The sequence below is a fragment of the Micromonospora fulviviridis genome (assembly GCF_014648395.1).
Lineage (GTDB): Bacteria > Actinomycetota > Actinomycetes > Mycobacteriales > Micromonosporaceae > Micromonospora > Micromonospora fulviviridis.
Window position 1 is genome coordinate 151663 of record NZ_BMRA01000010.1, and the last position, 26989, is coordinate 178651.

Genomic DNA, 26989 nt, shown 5'->3' on the forward strand with positions numbered 1-26989 from the left:
GCCGCCACCCCTCCACGACAGGAGCTCACCGACGTGATCGGCCGTCGCTGGTACGTACCCTGGCTCTTCCTCGCCCCGGCGCTGCTCGTCACTGCCCTGATGACCTGGGGCCCGCTGGCCAACACCAGCGTCCTCGCCTTCACCGACGCCCAGGCGCTCGGCGGCGGGCAGTTCACCGGCGCGGAGAACTTCACCCGCCTCGCCGAGGACACCGAGTTCTTCCGGGCGCTCGGCAACACCGCTCTCTACCTGGTCGTCGTCGTGCCCGCCCTGGTGCTGCTGCCGCTGCTGCTGGCCCAGCTCGTGCACGCCAAGCTGCCCGGCATCGGGGCGTTCCGGGCCGTGTTCTACTCGCCGGTCATCGCCTCGATGGTCGTGGTCGGGCTGATCTGGAGCTGGCTGCTCTCCTCCGACGGCCTGGTCAACGCCGTGCTGGTGAAGCTGCGGCTGGTCGCCGAGCCGCTGCCCTTCCTCACCGACGCCACCCTGCTGCTGTTCTCCTGCATGCTGGTGACGGTCTGGAAGGGCCTCGGCTACTACATGGTCATCTACCTGGCCGCCCTGTCGAACGTGCCGAACGAGCTGTACGAGGCCGCCCGCGTCGACGGCGCCGGCGCGGTGCGCCGGTTCCGGTCCGTCACCGTGCCGACCGTCCGACCCACCATGCTGCTGGTCGGCACCCTGTCCGCCATCTCCGCCACCAAGGTCTTCGCCGAGATCTACGTGATGTCCTCCGGCACCGCCGGACCCGGCGGGCAGGCCAAGTCGATCGTCTACTACATCCGCGAGGTCGGCCTCGGCGTCGACGGGGAGGTCGGGTACGCCTCGGCGATGAGCCTGGTGCTCTTCGTCGGCACCCTCGGCCTCTCCGTGCTGGCGCTCGTGCTGCGCCGCCGCGGCGAAAGGAACGAGGCATGAGCGTGCGTGAGCGTACGGACCACCCGCGCGCCGCCGCCGCGCCCCGGGGCGGAAGGCCGACGCGGGGAGGCGGCCGCGCGGGACGGATCGCCGTCCCGGCACTGCGCTACGTCCTGCTGCTGATGATGACCGTCCTGCTGGTCGGGCCCTTCCTCTGGCAGCTGTCGACCGCGCTCAAGAGCACCGGCGAGCCGATCTACGGCCCCGACACGACCCTGCTGCCGGCCCACCCGACGCTCGTCAACTTCGGCAAGGTCGCCGACGTCATCCCGGTGTGGCGCTACATCGGCAACTCGGCGATCGTCGCGTTCGCCAGCGTGCTCACCAACTGCCTCTTCGGCGCCATGGCGGGCTACGCGCTGGCCCGGATGCGCTTCCGCGGCCGGGGCGCGGTGTTCGCCGCCGTACTCGCCTCGCTGGTCGTGCCGTTCGAGGTGATCATGGTGAACGTCTTCCTCACCGTCCGCAGCCTCGGGCTGGTCGACACCCTCCTCGGCGTACTGCTGCCCGGGGCGGTCTCCGGGCTGTCCATCCTGGTCATGCGCACCGCCTTCCTCGCCCTGCCGAAGGAGACCGAGGAGGCCGCCGCCATCGACGGCGCGGGGGAGTGGGCCCGCTTCTGGCGGGTCGCCCTGCCCAGCGTGCGCGGCTCCCTCGCCGTGGTCGGCGTGTTCAGCTTCCTGTTCGCCTGGGACGACTTCCTCTGGCCGCTCATCGTGCTGAAGAATCCCGACAACTTCACCCTCACCGTCGGGCTCCAGTACCTCTCCGGCACCTTCACCAACGACCAACGGGTCGTCGCCGCTGGCACGATGATCGCGGTCATACCGCTGCTGGCGGTCTTCTTTGCCCTGCAGCGGATGTTCTTCCGGGGGATCGGAGAGGGAGGGGTGAAGGGGTGACCGCCAACACCGGCAAGACCGCGTGGAAGCACGAGGCGCTGTACACCGCACTACGCGCCGAGATCGGCTCGACGTTGCGGCCGCACGACCCGCTGCCCAGCGAACGGGAACTCGTCGCCCGGTTCGGGGTCAGCCGGGCCACCGTGCGGCAGGCCGTCGGCCGGCTGGAGGAGGAGGGCCTGGTCTACCGGGCCCAGGGCTCGGGGACCTTCGTCGCCGACCCGGCCACCATCTCCAAGTCACTCGCGCTGACCTCGTTCAGCGAGGACATGCGCAGCCGCCGCCTCACCCCGGACTCCCGGCTGCTGGATTTCACGCTGACCGAGGCCGGGGTGGCGGTGGCCCGCGACCTGTCCCTGTCGCCCGGCGCCGAGGTCGCGCACATCCGCCGCCTCCGGCTCGCCGACGGGCTCCCGATGTGCATCGAGGAGGTCTGGCTGCCCACCGAACGGGTCGGGGAGCTGGACGCCGCCGTCGTCGGCGGCTCCCTCTACGGCGCGCTCGGCGCGCGCGGCGTCCAGCCGCACCACGCCGACCAGGTGATCGCCGCGACCGTGGTGGACGCGGACCAGGCCGCGCTGCTCGGTGTGGCCCCGTACTCGCCCGCGCTGCGGGTCGACCGGATCACCTACGACCAGGCCGGCGTCGCGATCGAGCGCGCCGAGAGCATGTACCGCGCCGACCGGTACGACTTCCGCATCACCGTGATCCGAAGGACGTCATGACCCACCCCCTCGTCGCCGCCGTCGACATCGGCGGCACGAAGACCGCAGTCGCGCTGGTCCGTGACGGAGCCGTGCTGGCCCGTACCCAGGCGCCCACCCCGGCCCGCGACGGCGCCGCCGCCGTTCTCGACAACGTCGCCGCGCTCGTCCGATCCCTCGGCGACGCGCCGGTGGCCGTCGGCGTCGGCGCTCCCGGACTGGTCGACCCGTCCACCGGGCTGCTCACCGCCGCCACCTCCTCGATCAGCGACTGGTCCCGCGTGGACGTCCCCGCGGCGCTGCGCGCCCGCCTCGGCCTGCCCGGGGTGGCACTCAACGACGTGCAGGCGTTCACCCTCGGCGAAGCCGTGCACGGCGCCGGACGCGGCCTACCGATCGTCATCGGGGTCGCCGTGGGCACCGGGATCGGCGGCGGGGTGCACGTCGCCGGGACGCTGCTCACCGGACGGCGCGGCGCCGCCGGCCACCTCGGTCACATCCCCGTCCCGCAGGCCGTCGGCCGACCCTGCCCGTGCGGCGTCACCGGCCACGTCGAGGCGGTCGCCGCGGGCCCGGCCATCGCTGCCGCCTACGCCGAGCACACCGGCGACGTCATCGCGCTGCCGGAGGTGGTGCGCCGCGCCCACCGTGGCGACGCCACCGCCGCACGGGTGCTCGCCGAGGCGGGCGCGGCCCTCGGCACCGCGCTCGCCGGCCTCGCCAACGCCCTCGACCCGGACCGCATCGTGCTCGGCGGCGGGGCGGCCGTACCCGAACTGGTGGCCGCCGCCGAACCCGCCTTCGCGGCGGCCTGCATGCCGGTGCTCGGCGCGGTGCCGCTCGTCCCCGCCGCGCTCGGCGGCGACGCTCCGCTGGTCGGCGCCGCCGAGGCGGCTTGCCGGGGGCTAGGCCTCACCAGCGACGCGGGCCGTGACGGCGGGGAGGCCGGCCGGTGATGCGTCTCGCCCTGGTTCCCCTCGACGACCGGCCGGTCTGCCGGTCGCTGCCGGCGATGGTCGCCGCCGTCGCCGGCGCCGCCGTGGAGGTGCCGCCGGCCGACCTGCTGCCCGCCAGCCGCCGCCCCGGTGACCCGGACGGGCTCGCCGGCTGGCTCGGCAGCCGCCGGGCCGACGCCGCCGTCGTCGCGCTGGAGACGCTCGGCCTCGGCGGCCTGATCGCCTCCCGACTGCACGACGACCCGGCCACCGCGGTACTGAACCGGTGGTCCGCCCTCTCCGACGGGCCCTCCCCGGTGTACGCCGCGACCGTCGTGCAGCGCACCCCGGACGCGGACGACGCCGGCGAGGAACCCGACTACTGGGCCCGGTACGGGCGGGCTCTGCACGCCTACTCCGCGGCGCTGCACCGGGATCTGGGCGCGCCGGAGCGGCCGCACACCGAGGTGCCGCAGGACATCCGGCGCGACTTCCTGCGTCGGCGGCAGCGCAACCACGTGCTCAACCAGGCCGCGCTGGGGCTCGCCGCGCACGGGGTGCTGGACACCCTCGTCATCGGCGCGGACGACACCGCCGTCGCCGCCGTCGGCACCGCCGAGTGGGAGTGGCTGCGGACCTGGACCGGCTGGCTGGAGGTGACCGACCGGGTGCTCGCCCACCCGGGCGCCGACGAGATCGGCGCGGTGCTGGTGGCCCGGGCCCTCACCGCCGCCGCCGGACACGCGCCCCGCGTCGCGGTCGCCTGCGCCGAACCCGACGGCCTGGACCGGGTGGCCCGCTACGAGCCGGTCCCGGTCGGCGCGGGCATCGCCAGTCAGGCCGCCGCCGCCGGGGCGGGCATCGTGGACCTCGCCGACGCCGACACGGTGCTGGTCGTCCACCCGCCGCAGCCCGGTGACGCCGACTGGGCCACCGCCCCGCCGGACGACACCGACCCGGCCCCGGCGGCCCGGACCGCGGCGCTGGTCCGGCGGCTGCTCGCCGACGGGCGACCGGTCGCCCTGGCCGACTGCGCGCTGGGCAACGGCGCCGACCCCCGCCTCGTCGCCGACCTCGCCCGCGACGGCGCGTACGCCGCGCTGGCGGGATTCGCCGGCTGGAACACCGCCGGCAACACGGTGGGCAGCGCCCTCGCCACCCTGGTCGCGTACCAGGTCGGACGGGCCGCCGGCACGCTGGACGAGGCCGCCGCCCGTCGGCTGCTCGCCCACCGGCTCGTCGACGACCACGTCTGGATGTCGTACGCCCGACCGCGGCTGCGCCGGGAGCTGGGCACCGACCCGACCCGGCACGACCACATCGCCGAGGCCGACGTCCCGGCGGTCACCGCCCGGATCGCGCAGCTGCTCGGCGAACGGTGGCGGCAGCTGTCAGCGGTGCCCGGCCTCGCCGTGGCCCCCGCCTCGGTGACTCTGCCCTGGCACCGCACCTACGAGATCGACTTCACCCTGGAGGACACCGGTGAGCAGCCCTGAGCCGACCCTGACCGCCGACGTGGCCGTGGTCGGCGGCGGGTTCGGCGGCGTCGCCGCCGCGCTCGCCGCGGCCCGGGCCGGCGCCACCGTGGTCCTGGTCGAGGAACACTCCCGGGTCGGCGGTCAGGTCACCACCCAGGCCCTGCCGGCCCTGGACGAGCACCCGCACATCGAGAGCTTCGGCGCCTCGGCCAGCTACCGCGCGTTCCGCGACACCGTCCGCGCCCACTACGGCGGCGTGGCCAACCCGGGTGGCGGCTGGGTCAGCCGGCTCTGCTTCGAACCGGCCGTCGCCCAGCGGGTGCTGGACACGAGCCTCGCCGACGCGAAGGTGACCGTGCTGACCGGGCTCGCGCCGGTGGCCGCCCGGGTCGAGGCCGGCCGGGTCCGCGACGTCACCTTCTCCGACGGCACCGTGCTGGCCGCCGCGGTCTTCTGCGACGCCACCGAACGCGGCGACCTCGCCCCTCTCGCGGGTTTCGCCACCGTCACCGGCTCCGAGGGACGCGACGCGTACGGCGAACCGGACGCAGTGCCCGGCGGTCCCGATCCGGCCGCCCAGCAGTCGTTCACCTGGTGCGCCCTGGTGGAACACGACCCCGGCGCCGACCACACCGGCCCCGCCCCGGCCGACTACGCCGCCCTGCGGGACCGGCTCTCCTTCGACATCCCCGGCTGGGACGGCGGAGTCCACCGGTACCGGATGTTCACCGACGGCCCCGACGGCAAGCCGCCGTTCTGGACCTACCGCCGGCTGCGGGCCACCGCACCCGAGCTGGTGGTGCTCAACTGGGCGACCAACGACTGCGCGGGACACGACCCGATCGGCGACCCGGCCGGAGCGGAGCGCGCCGGCCGGGAACTGACCGCCGCGTTCGTGCACTGGCTGCGCACCGAGGCGCCCCGCGAGGACGGCGGGCGCGGCTTTCCCGGCCTGCGCCTGGCGCCCGAGGCCGCCGGCACGCCCGACGGCTTCGCCGAGGCCCCGTACCTGCGGGAGGCGCGGCGGATCGTGGTCGACCGGCCGGTCACCGGACACGACCTCGCGCCGCTGCCCGGGCGTGCCCGTGCCCGGCACCTGCCCGGCTCGCTCGGCGTCACCTGGTACCACGTCGACCTGCACGAACGCACCGGCCACCCGGCCCCCGTCTACCGGGAGACCGCGCCGTTCACCATCCCCGCGGCGAGCCTGGTTCCGCGCGGCGCGGTCAACCTGCTCGCCGCCGCCAAGAACCTCGGCGCCACCCAGGTCGCGGCCGCGGCGTACCGGGTGCACCACGGCGAGTGGGCGGTCGGCGAGGCGGCCGGCGCGCTCGCGGCCCGCGCCGCCCTGGACCGCCGGCCGGTGTCCGACGTCCGGGACCCGGCGTTCCTGATCACCGTCCAGCGCGACCTGGTGGCCGCCGGGGTGCCGCTGGCCTGGGTCGCCGACGTGCCGGCGGAGCATCCGCGCTTCGCCGCCGTGCAACTGGCCGCCGCCCACGGCGCCCTGGACGGGGAGCGGGCCCGTGACCTGGCCGTGGAGCCGGACCGGCCCGCCGGACCGGCCGACGTGGTCGCCGCCCGCGAGGCCGCGCTCGCCCTCGGCGCCGCGCCGTCCGCCGTGGACACCGACCGCCCGTTCGGCGCCGTACTGGAGGACATCACCCGATGACCGTGCTCGACACGATCCGTGGCCGGCTGGTCGTCTCCTGCCAGGCCGACCCCGGCGAACCGCTCGACGACCCGACGCACATCGTGGCGCTCGCCCGCTCCGCGCTGCGCGGCGGCGCCGCCGCGATCCGCGCCCAGGGCCTGCCCGACCTGCGGGCACTGCGCGCCGCACTGCCCGACACCCCGCTGATCGGCCTGGTCAAGAGCGGCGCCTCCGGCGTCTACATCACCCCGACCCTGGCGCACGCCGAGGCGGTGGCGGCCACCGGCGTGGAGATCGTCGCGCTCGACGGCACCCGTCGGCCCCGGCGGGACGGGCTCACCCTCGCCGAGACCGTCGCCCGGCTGCGGGAGACCCACCCCACGGTGCTGGTGATGGCCGACGTGGCCGACGCGGCCGACGGGCACGCCGCCGTGGCCGCCGGCGTCGACCTGGTCGGCACCACCCTGTCCGGCTACACCGGCGGCGCGGTGCCGCGCGACCCGGACCTGGCCCTCGTCGGCACGCTGGCCGACACCCTGCCCGTGCCGGTCATCGCCGAAGGCAGGATCAACACCCCCGAGGAGGCCGCGGCGGCGCTGCGCCGAGGCGCCCACGCCGTGGTGGTCGGCACCGCCATCACCCGGCCCGCCGTGGTCACCGCACGCTTCGCCGCCGCCCTCGTCACCAGCCGGGAGATGTCATGACCGTCCACGTCGTCAACCACACGCACTGGGACCGCGAGTGGTACCGGCCGATGGAATCGTTCCGCGCCCGCCTCGCCGAGCTGGTCGCCCGGGTCTGCGACCAGCTCGACACCGGTGAGCTGCGCCGCTTCCACCTGGACGGGCAGACCGTCACCGCGCTCGACGCGCTCGCCGTCCGTCCCGACCTCGCCGAGCGGGTACGCGCCCACGCCGCCGGCGGCCGGCTCTGCGTCGGCCCCTGGCACGTGCTCGCCGACAACCAGCTCGTCTCCGGCGAGAATCTGATCCGCAACCTGCTGACCGCCCGCCGGGTCGCCGCCGAGCTCGGCCTGCGACTGGCCGACGTCGGCTACTGCCCGGACGCCTTCGGCCACCCCGCCGACCTGCCCCGGGTGCTCCGCGGCTTCGGCCTGGACACCGCGCTGGTCTGGCGGGGGGCACCGCCGCAGCGGAGCCGGTTCCGCTGGCGCTCCCCCGACGGCTCCGAGGTCCTCGCGGTCAACCAGGGCTACTACGAGCCGGAGGTGCTCTGGGAGGCGGCCTCCGCGGCCGACCGGCTCGCCACCTTCCGTGACAAGCAGGCCGGCCGGGACGCCGACGGGCCGTACCTGCTGCTCAACGGCGGCGACCACCTGGCGCCGCGCCCGCTGCCCGCCGGCCTGGGCGACGGCGCGGCCGTGGAGAGCACCCTCGCCGAGTACTTCGCCGCGGTCCGCGACGCCGTGCCGACCGAGGCGGTGGTCACCGGCGAGCTGCGCCACCCCGGCGACTGGCTGACCTTCGTGCTCGCCGGCACCCTCTCCACCCGGCTGTATCTCAAGCAGGCCAACGCGGCCACCGAGACGCTGCTGGAGTCCTGGGCCGAGCCGCTGACCGTCCGCGCCGGACGCGCCACCGCCACCGGCCTGCTCCGGCACGCCTGGGACCTGCTGCTCGCCAACGCTCCCCACGACTCCATCTGCGGCTGCTCGGTGGACGAGGTGCACCGGGAGAACGAGGTCCGCTTCGCCCGGGCACAGCAGGTGGGCGAGCACCTCGTCGAGCGGGCGCTGCTCGACCTCGGTCTGGACACCCGGCCGGCCGGCGACCCGGTCACCGACGCCGCCGCCGTGGTGGTGGTCAACCCGCACGCCGCGCCGGTCACCGGACCGGTCACCGTGGACGTGCACACCGCTCCCGGGCACACCCTCGCCGGCCTGTACGACGCCACCGGCCACCCGGTGCCGTACGAGCTGCTGGAGACCGAGTCGACCCCGCTGTTCTGCGCCGACCTGGACATCCTGCCCGACACCCGGGACACCGTCCGGCACCGGATCGCGTTCGTCGCCGACGCGCCGGCCGGCGGCTGGACCGGCTACACCGCCCCCGTCGCCCCGGGCGAGCCGGCCGTCGTGCCGGCCGGGTCGGCCGGGCGGAGCGTGACCCGGGACGGCTGGACCCTGACCGTCGCCGGGGACGCCTCGTTCACCCTGGTCGACGCGGCCACCGGACGGAACCTGCCCGGGCTGGGCCGCCTCGTCGACGTGGGCGACGCGGGGGACACCTACACCTACGACCCGCCACGGACCGACGAGGCGGTCGTACCCGTGCTGCGGGAGGCCCGCGTCCACGAGACGGACGTCGCCTCCCGGATCGTCGTCCGCGCCGACCTCGACATTCCGGCCGGCCTCACCGCCGACCGCGCCGCCCGCTCCACCGACCGCGTCGTGCTGCCGCTGACCATCACGGCCACCATCTGGGCCGGCGTGCCCGAGCTCGACTGGCGGCTGGAGTTCGACAACACCGCCGACGACCACCGGCTCCAGGCGCACTTCCCGACCGACGCCACGGCGACGACGTGGGTCGCCGACACCCACTTCAGCCTGCTCGAACGGCCCCTCAAGGCACCACTCGGGCCGCTGCCCGAGCAGCGGGGGTACGAGGCCGACGCCGGGGTGGCGCCGGTCCGGTCCCTGGCCACCCTGCCCGGGCTGGCCGTCCTCGCCCCCGGCCTGCCGGAGGTGCAGGGCATCGAGGGGGAGCGGCCGTCGCTCGCCGTCACCGTGCTCCGCGGGGTCGGCTGGCTCTCCCGACCGGACCTGCGAGCCCGGACGGCGGGCGCCGGCCCCCAGCTGCCCACCCCGGAGGCTCAGTGCCGGCGGCGGATCACCGCCGCCATCGGCCTGCGCCTCGACGCCGACGAGAGCTCGGTGACGGCCGCGGCGGCCCGGCGGCGAGCGCCGCTGCGCGCCTGGCAGCTGCGGCCGGGCGCGCCGGCGCCCGCGCCGGTCTCCGGGCTGCGGGTGGACGGGGCGCAGGTGTGCGCGTACAAGCCGGCCGAGGATGGCGACGGTGCGGTGCTGCGCCTGTCCAACCCCACCTCCGCCGAGGTGGTGGCCACGGTGTCCGGTGTCGACGGCGCCCTGGTCGAGTGTGACCTCGCGGAGCGGCCGACCGGGGCGACGCCGATCGGGCACCGGGTGACCCTGGGCCCGTTCGCGACCCGCAGCTTCCGCGTCACCGGATGACACCGGACGGGCGCCGGCATCGAGGTCGAGCGCGAGGGCCGGCGCCCGGCGGGTGCCGGGCGCCGGCCGCGCGCGTCAGGGCAGGTCGATCGGGCGCAGCACCCGGTCGACCGCGTGGGCGATCTGCTTGTTGCCCTTGTTGAGGTCGAAGCGCACGACCCGGGCGTCGCGGTCGCTGCTGTCGGCGTCGACCAGCCGCACCTGCCGGCCGTACCAGCAGCGCTTGACGTCCACCTCGACGGTCGCGCCCAGCGCGGTGGTCAGCTCCGCCCCGTCGGCCTTGAGCGCCGCCCTGCGGTCGATCGTGGCGCCCGGCACCACGTGGTACAGCAGCACGTCCTCCACGGTGTCCGTGCCGAGGCCGGCGACGGCGTCGAACGCCGCCCGCTCGCCGGGGAGCGTGCGGGCGTGGGTGATGTCGCGGACCAGCTCCCGGAAGGCGTAGTCGTTCGGCACGAACGCGGTCAACGGGACCGAGCCGTCGGTGAGCACCTTCACCGGGGAGTCCGGCTTCGCCTGCAACACCGCCAGCACCGCCGCGGTGAGCACGTCGAAGTCCCGGGGGTTGCGGTCGAAGCCGCTGGTGTCGGCCGTGAGAACGGCGGCCAGCGAGCGAGTCCCGGACTGCGACGTGGCCGCCTGCGCGGGCACGGCGACGGCGGTGGTGGCCATGGCCGCAGCCGTGGCGCCCACCGCGACGCGGGCGGCGACGCGAGAGAAGTTCATGGGTAAGCCCTTCGTCGATGGACCCAAGCGGTGACTGTCGTCACGACCCTTGTTCGGCCCGAACGTCTCCGGTGGATGCACCCGATGCCACGGATCGTCATCCCCGCCCGGCACGTTCCCGGTCGGTCGATCATTGTCGGCTGCCGGGCCGCTGCCGTACGCTCGTGCTCGGCCCGCCCTCACGGTCCTGTGAGGAGCAGTCATGCCCTTGAACCGCCTGCTGACCTTGGGGGTCGGCGTCTGCGCGGTGGTCACGTTCACCCTGCCGGCCGCCTCCGCGACGGCTGCCCCGTCCACCCACCGCACCGGCGGCAGCCTGGTGCTCGTCGGCGGCGCGCTCGCCGACGACAACAGCGAGATCTACGGCGACATCGTCCGGCTGGCCGGTGGCCCCGGAAAGGCCCGGATCGGCATCTTCACCGCCGCCGCCCCGGTGCCCTCCGAGGACCCCGACGCCGGCACCCCCGACTGCAACAACAGCGTCTGCAACGGCGACTACTACGCGGACCTGTTCCGGACGTACGGCGTGGCCGACGCCCAGTGGATCCCGATCGACCTGGACCATCCGACCGCGGCCGACGACCCGGCCGTGGTCCGGCAGATCGAGTCGATGAGCGGGTTCTTCTTCGGTGGTGGTGACCAGTACCGCTACGTCACCACCATGACGAGGGGCGCGTCGCAGCGCGACAGCGCGGCGCTGGCCGCCGTCCGGCGCAAGCTGCGGCACGGGGCGGTGGTCGCCGGCACCAGCGCCGGAGCCCAGATCATGGCCGGTCGGGACATGATCACCGGCGGGTCGACCGAGCCGGGCCTGCGGGACGGCGCGAAGCCCGGCTACTTCGACGACCCGGACACGCTCGGCTACCTGCCGCACGGCGGGTTCGGGTTCTTCACGGCCGGCCTGGTGGACACCCACTTCTCCCGCCGGGGCCGCGAGGCGCGCTCCATCCGGCTCGCCTCGGACACCCACCACCCACGGGTCTTCGGGCTGGACGAGAACACCGCCCTGGAGGTGACGGGCGTCGGCGGGCACGGCCCGGCGCTGCGGGTGCTCGGGCAGCGCGGTGTCAGCGTGCTCGACCTGCGCCGCGCCCGGGTGACCGACCACGGCGGGGTGTGGGGCATCGAGGGCGTGCGGTGGAGCCGGCTCACCGCGGGGGACGCGTACCGGGCCGCCGGGTGGCGGACCGTGGTGGGCGCGGGCAAGCCGCCGGTCACCCCGGCGGAGGGTCCGTGTGCCGTCGCGCCGTCCACGGACGTCTTCTACGACTACGCCATGGTCGAACTGGTCGAGGGGCTGGCCGCCCAGGCCGGTTGCGCGTCCGTCGGCGGCACGTCGTACGAGAAGGACCCGCAGTGGGAGGCCCACCTGACGCGCGGCCACGGCTTCGCGGCGTACCGGGGCGCGACGGCGACCACGTTCACCGACGTGGTGATCGGCATCGCGCCGGCGTGACCCGGTAGGCACCCGCCGTCCTGACCGGCGGTGCGCTCCCGCCCCCGTGGCGGCAGCGCACCGCCGGTCGGTGTCGTCCCGGCCCGGACCATCGGCAGCCGGTCGCGGCGCTGTAACAGAGGTTACGTATTGAGTGTTGTGATAGCTGGATGTAACTTCTGTTTCATTGATCCGTGGCCCCTTGGAGGTGCCCATGTTCCCTGCCCGCAACCCCCGCCGCGTCGCCCTGGTGGCGGCCGCCGCCGCGCTCCTCACCATCGCCCCGATCGGGGCCACCGCCGCGCACGCACAGGTCACCAGGGTCCGCCAGGGCAGCGCCACCGACGTGAGCCGGGCGGCCTGGTCCGGCCCGGCGTACACGATGAACGGCTCGGGCGGGATCGTCACCGCGACCATGAGCAGGGCGGTCGACGCCATCCGCGGCGGCACCGGGGCGATCGACGTGGTGGTCGTCGCCGGTTCCGGGTCGGGGACCCCGGAGTGCGACGTCATCACCGGACTGGCCGGGATCAACTCCTGCACCACCCTCACCCTGACCGCCGCCCGCGACGGCAACGACAGCCAGGTCAACACCGACATCCGCAACGCCGAGTTCGTCTACTTCGCCGGCGGCGACCAGTGCAACTACGTGGCCTGGAAGGGCACCGCGCTGGAGGCGTCGGTGGAGTCGGTGGTCGCCAAGGGCGGCGGGGTCGGCGGCGGCAGCGCCGGTCACCACGTCAACAGCGACATCGTCTACGACGCCTGCGCCGCGAGCGCCACCTCGTCGACCGCGCTGGCCAACCCGTACGACCGGTCCCTGACCTTCACCACCGGCATGTTCCGCTGGCCGAACTACGCCAACACCGTCAACGACTCCCACTTCGTCACCCGCGACCGGATGGGCCGGACCATGGCGTTCGTCGCCCGAGCCGTGAAGGACGGGCTGGCGAGCGGTGGCAAGGCGTGGGGCGTCGGGGTCGAGGAGGGCGCCTCGCTCTACATCGACCGCAACGGTCTGGCCACGTTGAGCGGTCCCAGCGCGTACGTGGTGCTCGGCGACCACCAGCCCGAGGTCGCCGTCTCCGGACAGCCGCTGACCTACACCAACTTCAAGATCTGGAAGCTGAGCGGCGGCCAGACGTACGACTTCGCCAACCGTCCCACCTGCGGCTACTACCTCAAGAGCGTGCGGGCCGGGGTGCCCGACGGCAGCCTCTACAGCGGCACGCCGGTCACCGACTGCTCCGCCCCGCCGCCCTCCGGCGGGTCCAGCTACGTCGAGGTGGAGCCGAACGACTCGCGCACCGCGGCCAACGACATCGCCGCGCTGACGTACCCGGCCACGGTCACCGGCGACATGAAGAGCGGCACCGACCGGGACTACTTCGCGCTGACCCTCGCCGGCGGGCAGACGCTCACCGCCACCTGCGCGATCCCGACCGCGTACGATGCCGACCTCTACCTGCTGAGCTCGACCGGAAGCACGCTGACCCGGTCGGTCAACGACGGCGCCGGCGCGGACGAGTCGATCACCCTGACCCGGACCGCGTCCGGCTCGGCGACCTACTACCTCGACCTGGAGGCGTACTCCGGCTCCGGCACCGCGGACTACTCCTGCGCACTCACCCGGTCCTGACCCGGCACCCCCCCAGGGTCCGCGGGGCGGGGTGCCGCCCGCCCCGCGGACCCGCCGTCCCCGACGCCCCGACCGAGGGCCGTTAGGCTCGGCGCGTGCCGAACCCCGAACCTGTCGACGAACCCCACGGCGTGGGAGTCGCCGCGCTGATCCGCCAGCGGCTGGGCGAGTGCAGCCCGGCCGAGCGCCGGGTCGCCCGCGCCCTGCTCGCCTCCTATCCGTCCGCCGGGCTGGGCACGGTCGCCGCGCTGGCCGAGCGGGCCGAGGTGAGCGCTCCGACGGTGTTGCGCTTCCTGTCCCGGCTCGGGTTCGGCGGCTACCCGGAGTTCCAGCGGGCGCTGCGCGAGGAGTTGGCCGAGCGGGAGACCTCGCCGCTGACGGCGTACCGGGCGACCGAGCGCACCGGCGTGCCGCCGGAGGGTGCGCTGCCCCGGGCCGCCGCGACCCTGCCCGAGGCGGTCGCCGGGACGCTCGCCGAGCTGCCGCAGGGTGAACTGGACGCCGCCGTGCGTCTCTTCGCCGACCAGCAGCTGCGGGTCACCGCGGCCGGCGGTCGCTTCTCCACGCTGCTCGCCCACTACCTGGTGCTGCACCTCATGCAGGTGCGGGGCAACAGCCGGCTGCTGCCGGCCGGCCCGGTGGAGCGCACCGACATGCTGGTCGACGTGGGCCGACGCGACCTCGTCGTGCTCTTCGACTTCCGCCGTTACGAGGAGGCGACCCTCGCGCTGGCTCGCAACGTCACCGCGCGGGGCGCCAAGGTGGTGCTCTTCACCGACCGGTGGCTGTCCCCGGTGGCCGGCCTGGCCGAGGTGGTGCTGCCCAGCCGGGTCGAGTCCCCCTCGCCGTACGACAGCTTCACGCCCACGTTGGCGCTGGTGGAGACGCTGGTCGCGGCGTTGATCGACCGGCTCGGTCCGGTGGCCGGCGCCCGGCTCAAGGCCATGGAGGCGGCCCAGCAGGCCCTCGGCGAGGGCTGACGACGACGTTACAGAAAATTGTAATCTCGCCGAGATCGTAACGTGGGTTACAGTCCGGGGGCTGGTTGACACCTGGCCCCCGGAAGGACACCCCATGCGCATCCGCCAGTTCGCCCTGGTCGGCGCGACCACGGCCCTGCTCGCCGCCACCGCCGCCTGCGGCGGCTCCACCACCTCCGCCGGCACCTCCGGCGACCAGATCAAGCCCGTCTCCGTCACCATCGAGGGCGTCGGCGCGGTCGACACCGACGACAAGCTCGCGAAGAAGGTCCCCGCCGAGGTGCGCGACCGGGGCAGCCTCACCGTCGCCACCAACGCCCCCTACCAGCCGTTCATCGACTTCAAGGTCGAGGGCAAGACCGACGAGTTCAAGGGGCTGGACTACGACCTGTTCCAGGCCGCCTCGGCCCGGCTCGGGCTGAAGGCGACCTTCTCCCAGCAGCCCTTCGACGGTCTGGTCCCCGGCCTCCAGGCCGGCAAGTACGACGCCATCGCCGGCGGCATCACCGACAAGAAGGAGCGCCAGCAGGTGGCCACCTTCGTCGACTACTCCGCCTCCGGCACCGGGTTCCTGGTGGCCACCGGCAACCCGCTCGCCGTCAAGAGCGTCGCCGACCTGTGCGGCCGCAAGGTCGCCGTGCAGAAGGCCAGCAACCAGGCGAAGAACCTCACCGCGTACGCCAAGGAGAGCTGCGGCGGCAAGCCCGTCGAGGTCAAGGAGTACCCGGAGAATCCGCAGGCCGTGCAGGCGCTGATCGCCGGCAACGTCGACGCGGTCGCCGCCACCAAGGTCAACCTGGTGGACACCGCCGCCTCGCTGCGCGGCAAGGCCGAGCTGGTCGACGACCCGTCGGCGCCCAACGGCTGGCTGGCCAGCCCGAACGGGTTCGGTTTCCTCAAGGCCAACAAGGAACTGGCCGGGGCGTACCAGGCCGCCGTGCAGTCGCTCATCGACGACGGTACCTACGACAAGATCCTCGCCCGGTGGAAGCAGACCCCGATCGCGGTCAAGCAGGCCACCATCGACCAGGCCATCGACTGACCCCGGCGGACCACCACCCCTGATCCGCGGTCGCCGGGCGCCCTCCACTTCCGTGAGGGCGGGCCCGGAGGCGCCCGGCGACCGCCGCCATCTTCCTCCGCAGGAGGCACCGCAGAATGACCACCGACACCACCGCGGTACGCGTCGTTCCCGTCCGCCACTACGGGCGCTGGCTGACCGCGCTGATCGTGTTCGGGCTGGCCGCCCTGTTCCTCCGGGCGCTGTTCACGAGCCCCAACCTCGAACCCGGCACCATCACCCACTACCTGTTCAAGGACTACGTCCTCGACGGCGTGGTCACCACCCTCTGGCTGACCCTGCTGGCCATGCTGCTCGGCACCGCCGGTGGCATCGTGCTCGCCGTCATGCGGCTGTCGGAGAACCCCGTGCTCCGCGGCGTCTCGTGGACGTTCATCTGGGTCTTCCGGGGCACCCCGCTGCTGGTCCAGATCATCTTCTTCGGCTTCCTCGGCGCGCTCTTCCCCCGGATCACCCTGACCGTGCCGTTCACCGGCACCGTCCTTTTCGACCGGCCCACCAGCGTGGTGGTCACAGGAACCGTCGCCGCCGTACTCGCCCTGTCGCTCAACGAGATGGCGTACGCCGCCGAGGTGATCCGCGGCGGCATCCTCGCCGTGGACGGCGGACAGACCGAGGCCGCCGCCGCGCTCGGCATGAGCCCCACGCTCACCCTGCGCCGGGTGGTGCTGCCCCAGGCCATGCGGGTGATCATCCCGCCGATGGGCAACGAGACCATCACCATGCTCAAGTCGACCGCCCTGGTGTCGATCATCGCCGGGCGCGACCTCATGACCGCCGTGCAGACCGTCTACCAGAACAACTACAAGGTGATCCCGCTGCTCGTGGTGGCGGCGATCTGGTACCTCGCCCTGGTCAGCCTGCTCTCGGCCGGCCAGTGGCTGATCGAGCGGCGCTTCGGGCGCGGCTTCACCCGGGGAGGCGTGCGATGACTCCGATGGTGCGCGCCGAGAGCGTCACCAAGCGGTTCGGCCCGGTCGAGGTGCTCAAGGGCATCGACCTGACCGTCCGGCCCGGCGAGGTGGCGTGCCTGCTCGGCCCCTCCGGCTCCGGCAAGTCCACCTTCCTGCGCTGCATCAACCACCTGGAGCGCATCGACGGCGGCCAGCTCTGGGTCGACGGCGAACTGGTCGGCTACCGCCGCCACGGCGACAAGCTGCACGAGCTCAAGGCCCGCGAGGTGGCCGTGCGCCGCCGGGACATCGGCATGGTGTTCCAGCGGTTCAACCTCTTCCCGCACCTGACCGCGCTCGGCAACGTCATCGAGGCGCCGGTCCGCGTCCTCGGCATCCCGCGCGAGCAGGCACGGGAGCAGGCCATGCGGCTGCTCGACCGGGTCGGGCTGACCGAGCGCGCCGGCAACTATCCGAGCCAGCTCTCCGGCGGCCAGCAGCAGCGCGTCGCCATCGCCCGGGCCCTGGCCATGCGCCCCAAGCTGATGCTCTTCGACGAGCCCACCTCCGCGCTCGATCCCGAGCTGGTCGGCGAGGTGCTCGACGTGATGAAGGGGCTCGCCGCGGACGGCATGACCATGGTGGTGGTGACCCACGAGATGGGCTTCGCCCGCGAGGTCGCCGACCAGGTCGCGTTCCTCGACGGGGGAGTGGTGGTCGAGTCCGGCACCCCGACCGAGGTGCTCGGCAACCCCCGCCACGACCGCACCCGCGCCTTCCTCGACAAGGTGCTCTGATGGACCCGCTGCTCGCGGCAGCCGGCGACCGGCTGGCCGCATACCACGACCGCCTCGCCCAGCTGGTCGCCGTCGACTCCGGCTCCCGGCAGGTCGACGGGCTGCGCACCGCCGCCGACCTCGTCCAGACCTGGTGCCTCGCCGCCGGGCTGGCGGTCGAGCGGGAACCGGTCACCGACCCGGCCGGCACGCCGCTCGGCGACGTGCTGATCGCCCGCCGCCGGGGCACCGGCAGCCGCCGGATCCTGCTCGCCGGGCACCTCGACACGGTCTTCCCGCCCGGCACGGCCGCCGCCCGGCCGTTCCGGATCCACGACGGCCGCGCGTACGGGCCGGGAGTCAGCGACGACAAGGGCGGCCTGCTCGCCGGCCTCGCCGCCGTCGAGGTGCTGGCCGCGCTGAACCTCGACGGGTACGAGGAACTGACGCTGGTCTGCACCCCGGACGAGGAGATCGGCTCGCCCGGCAGCCGGCCGCTGCTGCGTACCCTCGGTGCCGCGGCCGACGTGGCGCTCTGCCTGGAGTGCGCCCGCGACAACGGCGACCTGGTCTCGGCGCGCAAGGGCGTCGCCGACCTGGAGGTGACCCTGCGCGGCCGGGCCGCCCACGCCGGCATCGAGCCCGAACGCGGCGCCAACGCGCTGCTCGCCGCCGCCCGGCTGACCGTGGCACTGGACCAGCTCAACGGGCGCTGGCCCGGCGTGACCGTGAACGTCGGGCTGCTGGAGGCCGGCGGGCGGCCCAACGTGGTGGCCGACCACGCCCGGATGCTGATCGACCTGCGCGCCTGGCACACCGGCGAGTACGAGGCCGCGCTCGCCGAGATCCGCCGGCTGGTCGCCGCCCCGCCCGTCTCCGGAGTCCGCGCCGAGCTGGCCGTGCACGCGCCCACGCCGCCGTGGGAGCCGGGCGAGGGCGGGCGCTGGCTGACCGAGCTGGCGGCCAAGGTCGGTGCCGGGCTCGGCGTGCCCGTGTCGCACACCGCCACCGGCGGCTGCGCCGACGCGAACCTCCTGGCCGAGGCGGGCGCGGCCGTCCTGGACGGGCTCGGGCCGATCGGCGGCGCCGACCACAGCCCGCACGAGTGGCTCGACCTCGACTCCGTCGTCCCACGCGTGGCGCTGCTGGCCGGCCTCATCAACCTGGTGGGCACGGCCGACCGGCCCTGAGGCCGCCCGCACACGAGCAGAGCCGCCCTCCGGTCACCGGACGGCGGCTCTGCTCGTCGCGCCCGGGATGGAGCGCCACGTTCCGCTGCCGCACGAACGGATGACCACCGCGTGATCCAGGGGTTGGTCGCTGCGCCGCCTGCCATCCTCGGTGGGCCGGGTGGCGTCACCGGTCTCCGCCTTGTGCGCGGGATGGACGGATGCCGCTCGTCACCGGGTGAGCACGAGCGCCGGCGATCGACGGGACAGGACAGGAGAGACGTACATGTCGCAGCCTCCTGGTGTCGGGCAACCACCGGCCGTCCGGCGTACCGAGCTGCAGCGGCACCCGGCCTCCGTACCGGGCCGGTTGATCGTCCAGACGCTGTTCGAGATCCCGGTGGGGCTGGCGTCGGGCCGGCACAGGCACCCCGGTGAGGAGGTGGGCTTCCTCATCCACGGCACGGTCGCCATGGAGTTCGACGACCGGCCCACGCTGACCATCCACGCCGGGCAGCCCTTCCTGATCCCACCCGAAGTCGTCCACAACGCGCGGAACATCACCGACGACGTCACCACCATGATGCTCTCGACGTACTTCGTCGACGAGAACGAGCCGCTGGTGACGCAGTGCCACTGACCGAAGAGGGATCGCACCCTCGATGAACCGAGAAATGATGTCCACGGCCACTTCGCGTCCCGGCGCGCCCACGGTTGTCCTGGTGCACGGCGCCTTCGCCGACAGTTCCTCGTGGAACGGGGTCGTGGCGCGGCTGCTGGCCGCCGGCGTCGCGGTGAAGGCGGTGCCGAACCCGTTGCGCGGCATCGCGGAGGACGCCGCGTATGTGGCGAGCGCGTTCCAGCAGACGCAGGGTCCGGTGCTGGCCGTGGGCCACTCCTACGGCGGGGCCGTCATCACCAACGCCGCGTCGCGGGTCGACAACGTGGTCGGCCTGGTCTACGTGGCGGCCTTCGCCCCCGACGAGGGCGAAACCCTGATGGACATCGAGGGCAACTCCAAGGACAGCGTCCTGACCTCCGCGCTGGCGCCCGCGCAGTACCCGACCGCGTCGGGGACCGAGGCCGAGTTCCTCATCGACCCGGCGAAGTTCCACGACGCGTTCGCCGCCGACGTCGCTCCGGAGGACGCCACGGTCATGGCGGTCACGCAACGCCCCGCCTCCTCGCTGGCCTTCTCCACACCGACGACGAACCCGGCCTGGAAGAAGCTGCCCTCCTGGGCCGCCGTCGCCACCGGCGACAAGGCCGCCGGCAGCGACGTGGTGCTCCACATGGCCGAACGCGCCGGTGCCACGATCACCAGGATCGACGCCTCCCATGTCGTCATGGTCACCCAGCCGCAGGCCGTCACCGACGTCATCATGCAGGCCCTCGACGGTCTCTCCCGGTAAGCCGTACCCATACCCACAAGCCCTGCGCTGTCAGCTGACCGCCGAAGCCTGCGGGCTGCCGGTGGTCGCCGGACAGGTCGGGGCGAGCGCACTCGGTACCATCCTGATGCAGGGGCGGGACTCCGGCACCGCGGGTCCTCCTTCGCGAGACCCAGGATGGGCGGCTGAGGATGCGGATCGCACTGTTCGTCACCTGCCTCGCCGACACCCTCTTCCCCGAGGCGGCCAAGGCGACCGTACGGCTGCTCGAACGCCTGGGCCACGAGGTGGTCTTCCCCGAGGACCAGACGTGCTGCGGGCAGATGCACGTCAACACCGGCTATCCGGACGAGGCGCTGCGCCTCGTGCGCCGGCACGTGCGGGTGTTCGCCCCGTACGACGTGGTGGTGGCGCCGTCCGGCTCGTGCGTGGGTTCGGTGCGGCACCAGCACGCGACGGTGGCGCGCCGGGCCGGGGACGAGCGGCTGGCGAGCCGCGCGGAGGAGGTGGGCGCGCGGACGCACGAGCTGTCGGAACTGCTGGTCGACGTGCTGGGGCTGACCGATGTCGGGGCGTACTTCCCGCACCGGGTCACGTACCACCCGACCTGTCACTCCCTCCGGATGATCCGGGTGGGGGACAAGCCGCTGCGGCTGCTGCGCGCGGTGCGGGGTCTGGAACTGGTGGAGTTGCCGCAGGCGGAGCAGTGCTGCGGTTTCGGAGGGACGTTCGCGGTGAAGAACGCCGACACCTCGACCGCCATGCTGGCGGACAAGATGCGCAACGTGCTGGCCACGAGGGCGGACGTCTGCACGGCCGGGGACGCCTCCTGCCTCATGCACATCGGCGGCGGGCTGTCCCGGCTGCGGGCGGGGGTGCGGACCGTGCACCTGGCGGAGATCCTCGCCAGCACCGAGGCGGATGCCCGCGGCGCCGGCCGGGACGCGGCGGGGGTGGCCCGGTGACGGCCCCGGGCCGGCCCGCCGGCGCCACCGGAGATGGGACCACGTTCCTGGGCATGCCGGCGACCGCCCCGCCCGGGGTGGGCCACCTGCGTGGCGACGAACCGTTCCCCGCCGCGGCCCGGCGGGCGTTGGGTGACGCCCAGCTTCGCCGCAACCTGCGGCACGCCACCACGACGATCCGCGACAAATCGGGTGCGGTGATCGGTGAGGTGCCGGACTGGCAGGAGCTACGCGCCGCCGGCCGGGCGATCAAGACCGACACCATGGCCCGCCTTCCCGAGCTGCTCGAACAGCTGGCGGCGGCGGTCACCGCGGCCGGCGGCACGGTGCACTGGGCGGCCGACGCCGTCGAGGCCAACCGGATCGTCGCCGATCTGGTCCGGGCCACGGGCGCCGACCGGGTCATGAAGGTCAAGTCGATGGCCACCCAGGAGATCGGCCTCAACGAGGCCCTCGAGGCCGCCGGCATCGAGCCGGTCGAGACCGACCTGGCCGAGCTGATCGTCCAGCTCGGGCGGGACAAGCCCAGCCACATCCTGGTGCCGGCCATCCACCGCAACCGGGCCGAGATCCGGGAGATCTTCCTGCGCGAGATGCCCGGCGTCGATCCGGGGCTGACCGACGAGCCGGCGGCCCTGGCCGCCGCCGCGCGCCGGCACCTTCGGGAGACGTTCCTCAGCACGCGGGTGGCCGTCTCCGGGGCCAACTTCGCCGTGGCCGAGACCGGCACCGTCGCGGTCGTCGAGTCCGAGGGCAACGGGCGGATGTGCCTCACCCTGCCGGAAACCCTGATCACCGTGATGGGCATCGAGAAGGTCATCCCCACCTGGCGGGACCTGGAGGTCTTCCTCCAGCTGCTGCCGCGGGCGTCGACGGGGGAGCGGATGAACCCCTACACCTCGATGTGGACCGGCGTCACCCCCGGCGACGGCCCGCAGCAGGTGCACCTGGTGCTGCTCGACAACGGGCGCAGCGCGGTGCTCGCCGACGAGGTGGGCCGGCAGGCGCTGCACTGCATCCGCTGCTCGGCCTGCCTCAACGTCTGCCCGGTCTACGAGCGCACCGGCGGGCACGCCTACGGGTCGGTCTATCCCGGGCCGATCGGGGCGGTGCTCTCCCCGCAGCTGACCGGCGTCGCCGACAACGCCTCCCTGCCGTACGCCTCGTCGCTCTGCGGGGCCTGCTACGACGCCTGCCCGGTGATGATCGACATCCCGTCGATCCTGGTCCACCTGCGCGCCGAGGCCCCGCACCCGAGAGCCGAGGCCGCGACCATGGCCGCCGCCGCGTACACGATGGACCACCCGGCGCTGTACGCGGCCGCGCAGCGTGGCGCGAGGCTCGCCCGGCTCGCGGGTCCGCGCGGGCGGGGTCTGCCGCCTCCACTGTCCGGCTGGACGGCCAGCCGCGACCTGCCGGCCCCGCCGCCGCAGACCTTCCGTGAGTGGTGGGTCGAGCGGTGAGCTCCCGTGACCTCATCCTCGGTCGGCTCCGGTCCGCCCTCGGCGAGCCACGGCCGGCACCGGTCGAGGTGCCCCGGGACTACCGGCCCGCCGGCGCCGTCGCCGCCGACGTCGACCTGTTCGTGGACCGCCTCACCGACTACCGGGCCACCGTGCACCGGTGCGCCACGCCCGACGTCGCCCGGGTGGTCGACGACGTGCTCGGCGGCCGGCAGGTCGTCGTGCCGGCCGGGCTGCCCCGGCACTGGCTGCCCGACAGCGTCGACGTGCTGCCGGACGACGACCTCCCGACGGGGCGGGTCGCCGCCGTGGACGGGGTCGTCACGGCGGCGGCGGTCGCCGTCGCCGAGACCGGCACCATCGTGCTCGACGGTGGCCCGGACCAGGGCCGTCGGGTCATCACGCTGCTGCCCGACGTGCACGTGTGCGTGCTGCGGGCCGACCAGGTCGTCGCCACCGTGCCGGACGCCCTCGCCCGGGTCGATCCGCACCGGCCGCTGACGTGGATCAGCGGGCCGTCGGCCACCAGCGACATCGAACTCAACCGGGTGGAGGGCGTCCACGGGCCTCGCCACCTGCACGTGGTCATCACGGCGTGAACCGGGCCGGCGGGCGTCACGACCGGGGCCGGCCGTGTCGAGCGCACCGCGCGCTGGGCCACCCTGGCGTGGCCGGCACCCGCTCGCCGGACCGGTCCTCTTTGCCAATAAGACGCCGACCCGGTCACCGGGCGCGCCGCGAACGACCGCGGCCGCCGCCGCATCACCTCTGCTTCGCGGTACCCCGGTCCAGAGCCGCGATCTCGCGTACGGCCGCGGTGATGGCCCGGAAGTCCTTCTTGAGCAGTGCGCCGTGGTTGCTGGCGACCTTCGCGCTGATCCGGATGTTCGGGTTGCGGGCGGTCACCGCGTCGAGGCCGGTGCGGATCCGTTCCTGCTCGTCACCGCGGCTTCCGAAGGACGTGCCCGAGGCGATCACGTACCGTGCCGGGACGGCGATGGTGTCCAGCACGGGGCCCAGCTCGCGCTCGCGGGAGAGCCTGCCGAGCTCGATGTTGCTGTCCGCCTGCTGTCCGGCGGTCATCCGCGGGGCCAGGCCCGTCGGGCGCAGCAGCGGAAGGAACCAGCTCATCCGCCGGAACAACTTCCGGATCCGCTGCTCCATGGCCTCGTCGAGCCAGTCGTACGGGAAGGCGCCGTCGACCATGACCGCACCCACGGCACGGTCCGGATTCCGGCCGGCCCAGTGCGCCGCGACGACCGCCCCGTAGGACCAGCCCACCGCCAGCGCCCGGTCCACGCCCCGGGCCGCGAGCACGGCATCGACATCCCGGACGGCGGCCTCGAAGGAGTAGTCCGCCGAACGCCTCGACCTGCCGCGTGCCCGCTCGTCGTAGGTGATGTGCCGCCACCCCGTCCCCAGGTCGGCGACGACCCGCCGCCAGTATCCCTGCGTGGCGAACTGACCGTTGAGGTAGACCACGGGGACACCGGGACCGCCGGTGTCGGTGACGGCCAGGGCCGTGTCGTCCACCGGGACCATGCCGGTCCACGTCGTACGGGTGCCGTTCTTCGTCATGTGTGTCTCCTGGTCGTGCGGGGGCGTCTCGGACATTGCGGCGGGCGGGCCGGCAGTGCTGGTTCGGGTGGGGATGTCGCCGTGGGCCCCGTGCGTCCGGGCCCCTGGCGGAGCTCTCGCCCGGCCCGGGCCGGCCGGCGCCGCGGGTGTCGCCCGCCCGCGTCCCGGCGGGCACCGGGGAGCCGGTGGGGCGGTTCGGCGGATCTGCTCGCGCAGGGGGATCGAACGGCCCTGACCTCGCCGACGACGGTGCGCGAACAGCGCAGTGGCGGCGAGGAGCGCCAGGTGGGGTCTGTTCAGGACCGGCCTCCTTCCGACAGTTCGTAGATGTGCACCCGGCGGAGAGTGCGGAAGCCGAGGTGCTCGCGTGTGGCGACCAGGCGCGGGTCGTCCTCGGCGCCCGCGGTCTCGATCTCGTCGACGTGGGGGTGGACCTCGCGCAGCCGCTGGATCAGGGCGGCGTTGACCCAACGGCTCAGCCGCCGTCCGCGGTGGCCCGGGAGCACGGCCGGTCCGTACTGGTGGGCGCGGGGATCGGAGGGCGCGCCGACGACCGCCAGGGCGTAGGCCGCCACCTCGCCGTCCGCGTCCGCGGCGGTCAACACGGCGTTGCCGGGCCGGCTCGGGCTCCGGATCAGATCCTCGACGCGAGGCGCGGCGAAGAGGTCGCCGGTCCAGTGGGTCAGGCGGTAGCCGGGGTGCTCGGCGTCCACCAGTTCACCCAGCCATGCCTGGTGGACGTCGCAGTAGGTGAGCAGCTCGTGGCGCCAGGATCGGGTGTGCCGGAAGCCGTGCCGCCGGCAGAACGCCTGTCCCGGTGAGCCCACGGCCACCTTCGTGACCAGGCGCGGCGGGGTGGCCTGCTCCCGGACCGCGGTCAGGAGCCGCGAGCCGACCCCGCGACGCCGCCACTCGGGCTGCACGTACAGCCTCAGCTCGGCGGCGCCCGGCTCCGTGGCCGGGGCGATGGGCAGCAGGAAGTCGAGCCCGAGGGGGCTGATCGGCCACAGGCCGGCCACCCCGGCCACGACCCCGCGTTGCGCCAGAGCCCGCCACCGCGGGGCACCGGACTCCGGTGCCGCCACGATGTCCAGCAGAGGTTCCATGGCAAGAACCATCGCCCGACCGTCGGTGCCGAACAATGTGAAAGATCGAATCGCCGCATTAGCCACCGGTTATCGCTGACCGGCGCCCGCCGCTCCACGGTCGCGCCCTCGCGACCGCCGTAGACTTCCGGGCGGCGTACGTCATGACGGTTTCGGACGCTGAGCAAGGGGGAGAGACGGCCGAGTGGAGCTGCGCGACATCGAGATCTTCCTGACGCTGGCCGCGGAGCTTCACTTCGGGCGTACGGCCGAACGCCTCCGGGTGTCCCAGGCGCGGGTCAGCCAGTCGATCAAGCAGCAGGAGCGCCGGATCGGCGGTGCCCTGTTCGAGCGGACCAGCCGCAGCGTGCGGCTCACCCCGCTCGGCGAGCGGCTCCGCGCCCGGCTCGACGTGGGCTACGGCGAGATCATGGCGGGCCTCGACGAGGCTGCCGCCACCGCTCGCGGGCAGGTCGGCACGCTGACCATCGGCACGTTCGACGCGCACGCCCAGGAGATCGCCGCCGTTCTCGACCTGTTCCGGCAGCGGCATCCGCAGTGCGAGGTGCGCATGCGCGAGATCCTCCCCACCGACCCGTTCGGCGGGTTGCGCTCCGGTCGGGTGGACGTCGGACTGCTCTGGCTACCGGTCCGCGAGCCCGACCTCGTCGTGGGGCCGGAGCTGTTCACCGAGCCTTTGGTGCTCGCCGTCGCGCCCGATCACCCGCTCGCCGGGCGGGGCCAGGTCGAGATGGAGGATCTCGGCGACTACCCGGTGGTGTATCCGGACGGGCCCGTTCCGGACTACGTGTGGGAGGCGCACACCGCATCCGTGACACCGGCCGGCCGGCCGATCCGGTCCGGGGCCACCGTGACCACCCTCGCGGAGGCCTTCGCGGCGATCAGCGCCGGTGGCGTCATCTCACCCATCGGGTCGTACACGGCCGCCTCCCGGCTGCGCCGCGACATCACGTTCCTGCCCATCATCGACGGGCCGATCATGCGCTACGCCCCGGTGTGGCGCAGCACCGGTGAGACTCCGCTGGTCCGCGCCTTCCTCCGGGCCGCCGGGGACGCGCCCGTCCACACCCATGGCGCGGCCTGACCGCGCCTGCCCGGTGCGGCGCCGCACAGCCTCAGATCGTGCGCCGTAGCGCGGTCTCCACGGCGTCGATCAGCGGATCACCGTCGGTCCGCGGGTGCCGTGCGAGACCGAGCTCGACGTCCGGCAGGGTGGGCAGGACGTCTGCGTCGTGGCAGGCCATGGCCGGTTCGAGGTTCGTGGGCATGAGCGCCGCGACGCCGAGCCCGGCCCGTACCGCGGCGAGCACCCCGACCAGGCTGTTGCTCTCGAACGCCACCCGCCAGGGCCGCTCCACACGTTCCAGCGTCTCCAGGACCGACGTACGCCAGGCGCACGTGTTCGAGAACAGCACCACCGGCAGGGGATCGGCGGCCACGTCCACCCCCGGGCCGATCGCCCAGACCAGCGGGCGGCGTACCGTCCAGCGCGGCGACCCGGGGAGGTCCGGCACCTCGTCGAGCACGAGGTGGACGCGGCCCGCGTCGTAGGCCTCCCGCATCGCGGTGCCGGACAGGCTGAGCACCTCCAGGGTCGCGCCGGGGTGCAGCCGGGCGAGGTCGGCGAGGGCCTGCGGAAGCTGGGACGCGGCGAGGTCTTCGAGCAGCCCGATGCCGCAGCGGCCGGTGAGCGCGCGCCCGGTCTCGGTGAGCGCCTGTGCGGAGAGCGCGAGAATGCGTTCGGCGTACGGCAGGAGCTCCGCACCCGCCCGGGTCGGCGAGACGCCGGACGGCGACCGGTAAAGCAGCGGACGACCGACGACGCTCTCGAGCCTGCGCAACTGCTGGCTGAGCGCGGGCTGGGTCTGTCCGAGCGCGGTCGCGGCGCGGCTGATGCTGCCCGCCCGTACGGCGGTGACGAACGTGCGGAGCAACGCGGTCTCGAGATCCCTGGCCATAAGAATCGATTATGCGCGCTCCAACAA

The 26989-nt window shown here is 74.0% G+C and carries 25 protein-coding genes; 21 read left to right on the top strand and 4 right to left on the bottom strand.

From position 1 onward, the window contains the following. The first annotated feature begins 33 nt into the window (after positions 1-33). The 8 genes from IEY96_RS24715 to IEY96_RS24750 are packed head-to-tail and all read left to right on the top strand — an operon-like array spanning position 34 to position 9802. Positions 34-918 (top strand): carbohydrate ABC transporter permease, encoded by an 885-nt coding sequence (locus IEY96_RS24715; RefSeq protein ID WP_229791868.1) that lies wholly within the window; start codon positions 34-36, stop codon positions 916-918. Next, a complete protein-coding gene (locus tag IEY96_RS24720; RefSeq protein ID WP_189197210.1) occupies positions 915-1820 on the top strand; it encodes a carbohydrate ABC transporter permease in 906 nt (301 codons plus the stop codon). Before IEY96_RS24715 ends, IEY96_RS24720 begins: the two co-directional genes overlap by 4 nt. Then, positions 1817-2545 carry a GntR family transcriptional regulator gene (locus tag IEY96_RS24725; RefSeq protein WP_189197211.1) on the top strand — a complete coding sequence of 243 codons (729 nt, stop codon included), beginning with the start codon at positions 1817-1819 and terminating at the stop codon, positions 2543-2545. Before IEY96_RS24720 ends, IEY96_RS24725 begins: the two co-directional genes overlap by 4 nt. After that, positions 2542-3480, top strand: coding sequence for an ROK family protein (locus IEY96_RS24730; RefSeq protein ID WP_189197212.1), 939 nt, complete (start codon positions 2542-2544; stop codon positions 3478-3480). The genes IEY96_RS24725 and IEY96_RS24730 overlap by 4 nt, the downstream gene beginning before the upstream one ends. Next, positions 3480-4955 carry a DUF4127 family protein gene (locus IEY96_RS24735; protein WP_229791896.1) on the top strand — a complete coding sequence of 492 codons (1476 nt, stop codon included), beginning with the start codon at positions 3480-3482 and terminating at the stop codon, positions 4953-4955. Before IEY96_RS24730 ends, IEY96_RS24735 begins: the two co-directional genes overlap by 1 nt. Beyond that, positions 4942-6609 carry an FAD-dependent oxidoreductase gene (locus IEY96_RS24740; protein WP_189197214.1) on the top strand — a complete coding sequence of 556 codons (1668 nt, stop codon included), beginning with the start codon at positions 4942-4944 and terminating at the stop codon, positions 6607-6609. The genes IEY96_RS24735 and IEY96_RS24740 overlap by 14 nt, the downstream gene beginning before the upstream one ends. Further along, a complete protein-coding gene (locus IEY96_RS24745) occupies positions 6606-7295 on the top strand; it encodes an N-acetylmannosamine-6-phosphate 2-epimerase (RefSeq protein WP_189197215.1) in 690 nt (229 codons plus the stop codon). Before IEY96_RS24740 ends, IEY96_RS24745 begins: the two co-directional genes overlap by 4 nt. Next, positions 7292-9802: a glycoside hydrolase family 38 N-terminal domain-containing protein gene (locus IEY96_RS24750; RefSeq protein WP_189197216.1), complete on the top strand. Its 2511-nt coding sequence runs from the start codon at positions 7292-7294 to the stop codon at positions 9800-9802. Before IEY96_RS24745 ends, IEY96_RS24750 begins: the two co-directional genes overlap by 4 nt. A gap of 75 nt (positions 9803-9877) precedes the next feature. On the opposite strand, the gene IEY96_RS24755 is transcribed toward IEY96_RS24750, so the two are convergent. Next, complete coding sequence (locus IEY96_RS24755) at positions 9878-10528, bottom strand: fasciclin domain-containing protein (protein ID WP_189197217.1); 651 nt, start codon at positions 10526-10528, stop codon at positions 9878-9880. 202 nt (positions 10529-10730) lie between these two features. Here IEY96_RS24755 and IEY96_RS24760 point away from each other — a divergent pair, with 202 nt between their 5' ends. The 12 genes from IEY96_RS24760 to IEY96_RS24815 all read left to right on the top strand — a co-directional run bounded on the left by IEY96_RS24760 (position 10731) and on the right by IEY96_RS24815 (position 22919). Beyond that, the gene (locus IEY96_RS24760) at positions 10731-11984 is read left to right on the top strand and encodes a cyanophycinase (RefSeq protein ID WP_189197218.1); all 1254 of its coding nucleotides are present in this window, start codon (positions 10731-10733) and stop codon (positions 11982-11984) included. Positions 11985-12177: 193 nt separating this feature from the next. Beyond that, positions 12178-13602, top strand: coding sequence for a hypothetical protein (locus IEY96_RS24765; protein WP_189197219.1), 1425 nt, complete (start codon positions 12178-12180; stop codon positions 13600-13602). 95 nt (positions 13603-13697) lie between these two features. Beyond that, the gene (locus IEY96_RS24770; protein ID WP_229791869.1) at positions 13698-14582 is read left to right on the top strand and encodes a MurR/RpiR family transcriptional regulator; all 885 of its coding nucleotides are present in this window, start codon (positions 13698-13700) and stop codon (positions 14580-14582) included. Between the two features lie 94 nt (positions 14583-14676). Continuing rightward, on the top strand, positions 14677-15624 hold the full coding sequence (locus IEY96_RS24775; RefSeq protein ID WP_189197220.1) for an ABC transporter substrate-binding protein: 948 nt from the start codon (positions 14677-14679) through the stop codon (positions 15622-15624). A gap of 116 nt (positions 15625-15740) precedes the next feature. Further along, on the top strand, positions 15741-16595 hold the full coding sequence (locus IEY96_RS24780; protein WP_189197221.1) for an amino acid ABC transporter permease: 855 nt from the start codon (positions 15741-15743) through the stop codon (positions 16593-16595). After that, entirely contained in the window at positions 16592-17353 is a 762-nt protein-coding gene (locus IEY96_RS24785; protein WP_308429948.1) for an amino acid ABC transporter ATP-binding protein, read from the top strand. The genes IEY96_RS24780 and IEY96_RS24785 overlap by 4 nt, the downstream gene beginning before the upstream one ends. After that, positions 17353-18522: a M20 family metallopeptidase gene (locus IEY96_RS24790; RefSeq protein ID WP_189197222.1), complete on the top strand. Its 1170-nt coding sequence runs from the start codon at positions 17353-17355 to the stop codon at positions 18520-18522. Before IEY96_RS24785 ends, IEY96_RS24790 begins: the two co-directional genes overlap by 1 nt. Before the next feature lie 265 nt (positions 18523-18787). Continuing rightward, positions 18788-19141 (top strand): cupin domain-containing protein, encoded by a 354-nt coding sequence (locus IEY96_RS24795; RefSeq protein ID WP_189197223.1) that lies wholly within the window; start codon positions 18788-18790, stop codon positions 19139-19141. 82 nt (positions 19142-19223) lie between these two features. Next, positions 19224-19913, top strand: coding sequence for an alpha/beta hydrolase (locus tag IEY96_RS24800; protein ID WP_229791870.1), 690 nt, complete (start codon positions 19224-19226; stop codon positions 19911-19913). Between the two features lie 170 nt (positions 19914-20083). Continuing rightward, positions 20084-20857, top strand: a complete 774-nt coding sequence (locus tag IEY96_RS24805; protein WP_189197225.1) for a (Fe-S)-binding protein — start codon at positions 20084-20086, stop codon at positions 20855-20857. A 53-nt stretch (positions 20858-20910) separates the two neighbouring features. Then, the gene (locus IEY96_RS24810) at positions 20911-22320 is read left to right on the top strand and encodes a lactate utilization protein B (RefSeq protein ID WP_189197337.1); all 1410 of its coding nucleotides are present in this window, start codon (positions 20911-20913) and stop codon (positions 22318-22320) included. Further along, a complete protein-coding gene (locus tag IEY96_RS24815) occupies positions 22317-22919 on the top strand; it encodes a LutC/YkgG family protein (RefSeq protein WP_189197226.1) in 603 nt (200 codons plus the stop codon). Before IEY96_RS24810 ends, IEY96_RS24815 begins: the two co-directional genes overlap by 4 nt. A gap of 163 nt (positions 22920-23082) precedes the next feature. Here IEY96_RS24815 and IEY96_RS24820 read toward each other — a convergent pair whose 3' ends face one another. Together IEY96_RS24820 and IEY96_RS24825 are read right to left on the bottom strand one after the other, a co-directional pair. Beyond that, positions 23083-23898, bottom strand: a complete 816-nt coding sequence (locus tag IEY96_RS24820) for an alpha/beta fold hydrolase (RefSeq protein WP_189197227.1) — start codon at positions 23896-23898, stop codon at positions 23083-23085. A 296-nt stretch (positions 23899-24194) separates the two neighbouring features. Beyond that, entirely contained in the window at positions 24195-25004 is an 810-nt protein-coding gene (locus tag IEY96_RS24825) for a GNAT family N-acetyltransferase (protein WP_189197228.1), read from the bottom strand. A gap of 184 nt (positions 25005-25188) precedes the next feature. On the opposite strand from IEY96_RS24825, the gene IEY96_RS24830 reads away from it, so the two are divergent. After that, entirely contained in the window at positions 25189-26088 is a 900-nt protein-coding gene (locus IEY96_RS24830) for a LysR family transcriptional regulator (RefSeq protein WP_189197229.1), read from the top strand. A gap of 31 nt (positions 26089-26119) precedes the next feature. Here IEY96_RS24830 and IEY96_RS24835 read toward each other — a convergent pair whose 3' ends face one another. After that, on the bottom strand, positions 26120-26962 hold the full coding sequence (locus tag IEY96_RS24835; protein WP_189197230.1) for a LysR family transcriptional regulator: 843 nt from the start codon (positions 26960-26962) through the stop codon (positions 26120-26122). Positions 26963-26989: the final 27 nt, after the last annotated feature.

Excerpts from the sequence above, each read along its gene's own strand:
- IEY96_RS24730 (WP_189197212.1), top strand. The coding sequence starts at position 2,542 with ATGACCCACCCCCTCGTCGCCGCCGTCGACATCGGCGGCACGAAGACC.
- IEY96_RS24785 (WP_308429948.1), top strand. The coding sequence starts at position 16,592 with ATGACTCCGATGGTGCGCGCCGAGAGCGTCACCAAGCGGTTCGGCCCG.
- IEY96_RS24780 (WP_189197221.1), top strand. The coding sequence starts at position 15,741 with ATGACCACCGACACCACCGCGGTACGCGTCGTTCCCGTCCGCCACTAC.
- IEY96_RS24720 (WP_189197210.1), top strand. The coding sequence starts at position 915 with ATGAGCGTGCGTGAGCGTACGGACCACCCGCGCGCCGCCGCCGCGCCC.
- IEY96_RS24735 (WP_229791896.1), top strand. The coding sequence starts at position 3,480 with ATGCGTCTCGCCCTGGTTCCCCTCGACGACCGGCCGGTCTGCCGGTCG.
- IEY96_RS24790 (WP_189197222.1), top strand. The coding sequence starts at position 17,353 with ATGGACCCGCTGCTCGCGGCAGCCGGCGACCGGCTGGCCGCATACCAC.
- IEY96_RS24765 (WP_189197219.1), top strand. The coding sequence starts at position 12,178 with ATGTTCCCTGCCCGCAACCCCCGCCGCGTCGCCCTGGTGGCGGCCGCC.
- IEY96_RS24745 (WP_189197215.1), top strand. The coding sequence starts at position 6,606 with ATGACCGTGCTCGACACGATCCGTGGCCGGCTGGTCGTCTCCTGCCAG.
- IEY96_RS24795 (WP_189197223.1), top strand. The coding sequence starts at position 18,788 with ATGTCGCAGCCTCCTGGTGTCGGGCAACCACCGGCCGTCCGGCGTACC.
- IEY96_RS24820 (WP_189197227.1), bottom strand. The coding sequence starts at position 23,898 with ATGACGAAGAACGGCACCCGTACGACGTGGACCGGCATGGTCCCGGTG.
- IEY96_RS24755 (WP_189197217.1), bottom strand. The coding sequence starts at position 10,528 with ATGAACTTCTCTCGCGTCGCCGCCCGCGTCGCGGTGGGCGCCACGGCT.
- IEY96_RS24825 (WP_189197228.1), bottom strand. The coding sequence starts at position 25,004 with ATGGAACCTCTGCTGGACATCGTGGCGGCACCGGAGTCCGGTGCCCCG.
- IEY96_RS24810 (WP_189197337.1), top strand. The coding sequence starts at position 20,911 with ATGCCGGCGACCGCCCCGCCCGGGGTGGGCCACCTGCGTGGCGACGAA.
- IEY96_RS24775 (WP_189197220.1), top strand. The coding sequence starts at position 14,677 with ATGCGCATCCGCCAGTTCGCCCTGGTCGGCGCGACCACGGCCCTGCTC.
- IEY96_RS24835 (WP_189197230.1), bottom strand. The coding sequence starts at position 26,962 with ATGGCCAGGGATCTCGAGACCGCGTTGCTCCGCACGTTCGTCACCGCC.
- IEY96_RS24750 (WP_189197216.1), top strand. The coding sequence starts at position 7,292 with ATGACCGTCCACGTCGTCAACCACACGCACTGGGACCGCGAGTGGTAC.
- IEY96_RS24760 (WP_189197218.1), top strand. The coding sequence starts at position 10,731 with ATGCCCTTGAACCGCCTGCTGACCTTGGGGGTCGGCGTCTGCGCGGTG.
- IEY96_RS24805 (WP_189197225.1), top strand. The coding sequence starts at position 20,084 with ATGCGGATCGCACTGTTCGTCACCTGCCTCGCCGACACCCTCTTCCCC.